The organism is Synechococcus sp. MU1642 (assembly GCF_020514115.1).
Lineage (GTDB): Bacteria > Cyanobacteriota > Cyanobacteriia > PCC-6307 > Cyanobiaceae > Parasynechococcus.
In genome coordinates this window covers 40,003-46,636 of the sequence record NZ_VTKZ01000013.1, presented here as the reverse complement: position 1 = coordinate 46,636, position 6,634 = coordinate 40,003, and the positions used below count along the sequence as shown (strand labels likewise).

Sequence of the window (6,634 nt, the reverse complement as noted above, 5' to 3'; positions counted from 1 at the left end):
AATGATGCCAGGCCATCGACCTGCCAGTTGTCAAGGGGTAGGGGCATGCCGAGGCTGCGCAGCCCGCAGACCGCCCCCACCAGGCCCGCCTGCAGATGTCCGTCGTCGGGGTCCACCCGTTGCAGGTGGAAGGCCAGCAGGCCGTAAAAGAGACCGCAACCGCAGGAACGCACGGCAGCGTCCAGGCCCCAGGGCAAGCTCAGCAGCCCAGCGCTGATGCCCGCAGCCATAGCCCAACCGATCGACTGCAGTCGCAGTTGCTGGCGAATCTCGGGATCACTGGGTGGAACGGCCACGGGCGCCGGCGGTTCAAAGGCGATCATGACGGCAGGATCTCCCTTTCCTGTCATGGTTGCCGCCGCATCGTCGTCTTCTGCAGCGTCTGCGCCGCGAAGTGGGGAGGAGATTCGTGAGGCTTTTCTCAACTTCTATGCCGAGCGCGGCCACAAGCGGATGGCCAGCGCCTCGTTGATTCCCGAAGACCCAACGGTGCTGCTCACCATTGCGGGAATGCTGCCGTTCAAGCCGGTGTTTTTGGGCCAGCAGGAGCGACCCGCGCCCCGGGCTACCAGCTCACAGAAATGCATTCGCACCAACGACATCGAGAACGTGGGGCGCACGGCCCGGCATCACACCTTTTTCGAGATGCTCGGCAACTTCTCGTTCGGGGATTACTTCAAGCAGCAGGCGATTGAGTGGGCCTGGGAGCTCAGCACCGGCGTTTATGGCATCGATCCCAAGAACTTGGTGGTGAGCGTCTTTCGGGAAGACGACGAAGCCGAGCAGATCTGGCGTGATGTGGTGGGGGTGGATCCCAAGCGGATCATCCGCATGGATGAGGCCGACAACTTCTGGGCCTCCGGCCCCACCGGCCCCTGTGGCCCCTGCTCGGAGATCTATTACGACTTCAAGCCCGAGCTCGGCGATCAGTGCATCGATCTCGAGGACGACGACCGCTTTATCGAGTTCTACAACTTGGTGTTCATGCAGTACAACCGCGACGCGGAGGGCACCCTCACGCCGCTGGCCAACCGCAACATCGACACCGGCATGGGCCTCGAGCGGATGGCCCAGATCCTGCAGAAGGTTCCCAACAACTACGAAACCGATCTGATCTTTCCCCTGATCCAAGCGGCCGCTGATCTGGCGGGGGTCGACTACCACCAGCTCAATGACAAGGGCCAGACGTCGTTGAAGGTGATCGGCGACCATAGCCGTGCGGTGACGCAGCTGATCTGCGATGGTGTCACTGCCAGCAACCTGGGCCGCGGTTACATCCTTCGGCGCCTGCTGCGCCGGGTGGTGCGCCATGGCCGCCTGCTGGGCATCGACAAACCCTTCCTCGTCACCATGGGCGAGGCGGCGATTGACCTGTTGAAGGGGGCTCACCCCAGCGTGATTGATCGCCAGGAGGTGATCCTGGCCGAACTTCAGCGGGAGGAAGCCCGCTTCCTCGAGACCCTCGAGCGCGGGGAGAAGTTATTGGCGGAGGTGCTGGCCTCTAAGCCCAAGCAGATCAGCGGTGCCCAGGCCTTTGAGCTGTACGACACCTATGGCTTCCCGCTTGAACTCACCCAGGAGATCGCTGAGGAGCAGGGCCTGGCCGTCGACCTCGACGGGTTCGAAGTGGCGATGGAGGAACAGCGTCAGCGGGCCAAGGCGGCCGCGGTGAGCATCGATCTCACGCTGCAGGATGCGATCGATCAGGTAGTGGCGGATCAGGCGGCCACCTGTTTCGAGGGGTATCAAGCCCTCGATCACTCCTCCTTCGTGCAGGCATTGGTGGTGAACGGCGAACCGGCCACCACCGCCAAGGTGGCTGATGCGGTTCAGGTGGTGCTCGACACCACGCCGTTCTACGGAGAAGGCGGCGGTCAGGTGGGTGATCGCGGTGTACTGGCGGGCACCGATCTGATCGTGCGGATTGAGTCGGTGAGCCGCAGCCGTGATGTCTTCGTCCATGCCGGGCGGGTGGAACGCGGGGAGCTCGCCCTGGGCGACACCGTGAAGGCTCAGGTGGATCGCACCTGCCGGCGTCGGGCCCAGGCCAATCACACCGCCACCCACCTGCTGCAGGCGGCGCTCAAGCAGGTGGTGGATCCAGGCATCGGCCAGGCGGGATCACTGGTGGATTTCGATCGCCTGCGCTTCGACTTCCACTGCCCCACGGCAGTGACGGCGGATCAGTTGCAGCAGGTTGAAATCCTGATCAACGGCTGGATCAACGAGGCCCATGCGCTGCAGGTGCAGGAGATGGCGATCGATCAGGCCAAGGCGGCCGGTGCCGTGGCGATGTTTGGCGAGAAGTACGCCGATGTGGTGCGTGTGGTCGATGTGCCCGGTGTGTCGATGGAGCTCTGCGGTGGCACACACGTGGCCAACACCGCTGAGATCGGTCTCTTCAAGATCGTGGCGGAAAGTGGCGTCGCCGCCGGCATTCGCCGGATTGAAGCTGTTGCCGGCCCCGCCGTGCTCGCCTATCTCAACGAGCGCGATGCGGTGGTGAAGCAGCTGGGGGCTCGCTTTAAGGCCCAGCCTGCCGAAATCGTTGACCGTGTGTCAGCCCTCCAGGAGGAGCTGAAGGCCACCGGCAAGGCCCTGGCCGCGGCTCAGGCGGAGCTGGCGGTGGCCAAGGCCGGTGCTTTGGCTGCCAAGGCCGAAGCCGTGGGTGAGTTCCAGCTGTTGGTGGAACGCCTCGACGGCGTGGATGGCGCCGGTTTGCAGGGGGCAGCCCAGAGCCTGGCGCATCAGCTGGGAGATGGTGCGGCCGTGGTGATCGGCGGTCTGCCGGATCCCGGCGACATGGGCAAGGTGATCCTGGTGGCGGCCTTCGGCAAGCAGGTGATCGCCGCCAAGATTCAGGCTGGCAAGTTCATCGGCGGCATTGCCAAGCTGTGCGGTGGCGGCGGTGGTGGTCGCCCGAACCTCGCCCAGGCTGGTGGTCGCGATGGTGAGGCCCTGCCTGCTGCTCTTGAGGCAGCGCGCTCAGAGCTTGCTGCAGCGTTGCCTCAGTCTTGAAGGTAAGTGGTCTGCCGCAGGCTGCTCTCGAGGTGATCAAGCAGGCGTCGTGATTCGTCGATGCGGAGCTGGCCGTTGTTGATGGCCGCCTCCGCTGCTACCCGCAACCGCTCCAGCAAGGCGCGGGGGTCATGCTCCATGGCCTCGAGTACATCGGCATTGGTGTCACCCCGCACGACATGGTCAATGCGATAGCTACCGCCTGAGCTGAGGCGAATGTGCACGGCATTGGTGGTGCCAAACAGGTTGTGCAGATTGCCCATCACCTCTTGATACGCCCCGCTGAGAAACAGGCCGATCAGATAGGGGTTCTCGCTGTCGAGCTCGTGCAGCTCCAGCAGCTGTTTGGGTTGCCCATCTCCGATGAAGCTATCCAGGCGTCCATCGGAATCGCAGGTGAGGTCGGCGAGGTTGGCTAGTCGGGTTGGCCGTTGATCCAGCTTCTGGATGGGCACCACCGGAAACAGCTGATCAATGGCCCAGGTGTCGGGAGCTGAGCGAAAGATCGACAAGTTGGCGTAATAGGTCCCAGCCAACGCCTTGCTCAGGGCTGCGAGCTCCTCCGGGATGGCTTGATCCTTGGGCAGCCGTTTGGAGATGGCATCAGCGCAGGCCCATGTCAGTTGTTCGGCCGTGCCCCGGTCGGGTAGACCCATGTACCCGAGCCGGAATGCGGCGAGCGCATCCTGTTTGAACTTCAGGGCATCGTTCCAGGCTTCTTGCAGTCGCACCAACTGCGCATCCGCCGTTGCCGATAACTCCTGAATGGTGGCGAGGGTGTCTCGGAGGTTGCGAACGGTGAGTGGTTCATCTCCTCTTGCGTTGGGAATCGATGCGGGGAGTGCGCTGCTGCCAAGAATGTCGAACACCAGCAGGGAGAAATGGCTGGCAATAGCGCGGCCGCTTTCGCTCACCAGCGTGGGCACGGCAACACCATTAGGTTCGCAGCATTCCCGCACCGTGGCCACAACGTCGTTGGCGTAGTTCTGCAGCGAGTAGTTCGTGGAGGCCGACGATGCGGTGCGGCTGCCGTCGTAGTCGATGCCGAGTCCACCACCCACATCCAGGAAACCCATCGGGGCCCCCAGTCGGTTGAGCTCCACGTAGATCTGCCCCGCCTCTTGGAGAGCGTCTTTGAGCACGGCAATGTCGTTGATCTGGCTGCCGATGTGGAAGTGCAGCAGGCGCAGATCTTGGAGCAGGTTGTTGTCCCGCAGCCGCTCCACCGTCTCCAGCAACTCGGGAATGGAGAGGCCGAATTTGGCCTTGTCGCCAACGGAACTGCCCCAACGCCCTGTGCTGCGGCTAGAGAGCTTGGCCCTCACGCCGATGTAAGGCGCTGCTCCTAGGCTCTTGCTGGCTTCAATAATCCGGTCGACTTCGTCCGGCTGTTCGATTACTACCACCGGTTGGCGTCCCAGGCGTCGCGCCAGGATTGCGGTCTCTATGTAGAGCCGATCCTTGTAGCCGTTGCAGATCAGCAGGGCTTCGGGGTCGTCCAGAAGCGAGAGCGCAATTAGCAGCTCTGCTTTGCTGCCCGCCTCAAGCCCGAAGTTCCAGCGCTTGCCGCAGCTCACCAACTCCTCCACGACGTGGCGTTGTTGGTTGCACTTCACTGGAAAGACGCCTTGATACCGGCCGGGGTAGCTGTATTGCGCGATAGCGCGTTCAAAGACGGCATGGAGCCGCTCTAGGCGGTCTTCGAGGATGTCGTCGAAGCGAATCAGCAGCGGCAGAGCCAGGTTGCGGCTTTTCAGCTCCGACACCAGATCCACCAGATCCAGGCTGCCGCCTCGATCCCCTTGGGGTTGAACGCTGATGTGTCCGCGCCCATTGATCGAGAAGTACGGATCGCCCCAGCGGTCAAGGCCATACAGCGCAGCACTGTCTTGAATCGACCAGTGTTCGCTGTCTGACACCTGCGTTTGGATGAAGTGGATGACTGGAATCTAGGGACATTCCCTGCACTGCCCAAGGCCTGTGCTTGCCAAGCGGGGTAGCCAGCACTGACGATGGCGGCGCATTTATTCACACCAAATCCATGGCCGAACGCACGTTCATCGCCATCAAGCCCGACGGCGTCCAGCGCGGCCTGGTGGGCGAGATCCTCGGCCGCTTTGAGCGCAAGGGATTCAAGCTAGTGGGTCTGAAGCAGATCACCCCCAGCCGCGCCCTGGCTGAAAAGCACTACGGCGTTCACATGGAGCGTCCCTTCTTTGCCGGTCTGGTCGACTTCATCACCTCTGGCCCCGTGGTTGCCATGGTGTGGGAAGGCGATGGCGTCATTGCCAGTGCCCGCAAACTGATCGGTGCCACCAAGCCCCTCGAAGCCGAGCCCGGCACCATTCGTGGCGATCTCGCCGTCAACATCGGCCGCAACGTCATCCACGGTTCCGATGCTGCTGAAACCGCTGCCTTCGAGATCGGCCTCTGGTTTGAAGCTTCCGAGCTGAACGACTGGTCCCCATCTGATCAGGAGTGGCGCGTCGAAGGCTGATCACTCAGTTTTCGAATCGATTCCACCGGAAAGCCCTCAACAACGCCTCTTCGGCTGCGTTCGGGGGTTCTTTCATGACGCCGCCCGCCGTCAGCTCAGCCGTGATGGCAGCGAGTAGGACGCCATTGCGGTGATGCCCGCAGGCCAGCCACAGGCCGGGCAGCGGACCAGGGCCGAGTAAGGGGCCTTCGTCGGGCGTGCAAGGCCGGAACCCCCACCAACGCTCCATCGGGGGCCAGCCTGCTGCTTTTGGCAGCAGGCTGGCGATGCCCGTTTGCAGTTGTTTTTGGCCATCGGGCGTGAGGCCTTCAGCAAATCCGGCGTCCCGTTCGCTGGTGGCTCCCACCACGATCAATCCGTCTTCGCGTGGGACTAGATAGGTCCCGGGGCCGAAGATCACCCGCTTCAGTGCCTCCCGCGGCCCTTGAAGAGACAGCATCTGGCCTTTTACAGGGAAAACCGGCAGTTGCGGCACCAGCTGTTGGCTCCACGCGCCACTGCAGAGCACCGCCTGCCAGCAGCTCAGTTGCTGCTGTTCCCCTTCGGCGCTGCGTAGATGGATGCCGCAGAGCTGTCCCGTGGAATCCCGCTCCAGATCAAGTACCTCGGCTCCTTCCATGAAATGCACGCCCAGGGACACACAGGCACGCTCCAGGGCCCGCATCAATTGCCTGCGGTTGTCGATCTGGCCGTCCTGCTCGAACAGCAGCCCCGTGCTCCATTCCGGACCCAATCCAGGGATCTCCCGCTCCAGGCCAATGCGGTCCAAGGTTTGCCCGATGCTGGCGGTCGGGTAAGCGTCCCGCTCAGTTGCTGTCCTGAACGGCACCACGATGCCGCTGGTGCGCAGGCCGCAGCCCAGGCCACTGTCCCCCTCGATCTGTGCCACCCAGCGTGGGATCCGCTCGAGGCTGGCTTGGCCCAGGTCCAATAACTCGCCGCTCAAGCCTTCGGCATGGGGCGCCAGCATTCCGGCAGCCACAAAGCCGGCAGCTTCACTGCGGCGGCGGCTGATCACGGTCACGCTCTGTCCGCGACGGGCCAGCTGATGAGCAACAGCTAAGCCCATCAGTCCCCCACCCAAAACGCAGACGGCTGAAGCAGAGGCGGCAGTCATGC

The 6,634-nt window shown here is 63.0% G+C and carries 5 protein-coding genes; 2 read left to right on the top strand and 3 right to left on the bottom strand.

The window, feature by feature from the left end; all coding sequences use genetic code 11:
* Positions 1 to 323, bottom strand: a 323-nt coding sequence (locus tag FZZ85_RS10800) for a hypothetical protein (protein WP_226415092.1), incomplete at its 3' end; no start/stop codon positions are given.
* Positions 324 to 348: 25 nt separating this feature from the next.
* Between FZZ85_RS10800 and alaS the strand changes: the two genes are divergently transcribed.
* Positions 349 to 3,018 (top strand): alanine--tRNA ligase, encoded by a 2,670-nt coding sequence (alaS, locus tag FZZ85_RS10795; RefSeq protein WP_226415085.1) that lies wholly within the window; start codon positions 349 to 351, stop codon positions 3,016 to 3,018.
* Here the strand turns inward: alaS and speA are convergent.
* Entirely contained in the window at positions 3,009 to 4,937 is a 1,929-nt protein-coding gene (gene speA / locus FZZ85_RS10790; RefSeq protein ID WP_226415082.1) for a biosynthetic arginine decarboxylase, read from the bottom strand. The two genes, alaS and speA, sit on opposite strands and share 10 nt — an antisense overlap.
* 122 nt (positions 4,938 to 5,059) lie before the next feature.
* Here speA and ndk point away from each other — a divergent pair, with 122 nt between their 5' ends.
* Positions 5,060 to 5,515: a nucleoside-diphosphate kinase gene (ndk, locus tag FZZ85_RS10785; RefSeq protein ID WP_226415079.1), complete on the top strand. Its 456-nt coding sequence runs from the start codon at positions 5,060 to 5,062 to the stop codon at positions 5,513 to 5,515.
* Between the two features lie 4 nt (positions 5,516 to 5,519).
* Here the strand turns inward: ndk and FZZ85_RS10780 are convergent, their stop codons facing one another.
* On the bottom strand, positions 5,520 to 6,632 hold the full coding sequence (locus tag FZZ85_RS10780) for an FAD-dependent oxidoreductase (RefSeq protein WP_226415075.1): 1,113 nt from the start codon (positions 6,630 to 6,632) through the stop codon (positions 5,520 to 5,522).
* Positions 6,633 to 6,634 lie beyond the last annotated feature (2 nt).

What these genes read in the sequence shown, in the direction of transcription:
- ndk (WP_226415079.1), top strand. Translation starts at nt 5,060, where the DNA reads ATGGCCGAACGCACGTTCATCGCCATCAAGCCCGACGGCGTCCAGCGC.
- alaS (WP_226415085.1), top strand. Translation starts at nt 349, where the DNA reads ATGGTTGCCGCCGCATCGTCGTCTTCTGCAGCGTCTGCGCCGCGAAGT.
- FZZ85_RS10780 (WP_226415075.1), bottom strand. Translation starts at nt 6,632, where the DNA reads ATGACTGCCGCCTCTGCTTCAGCCGTCTGCGTTTTGGGTGGGGGACTG.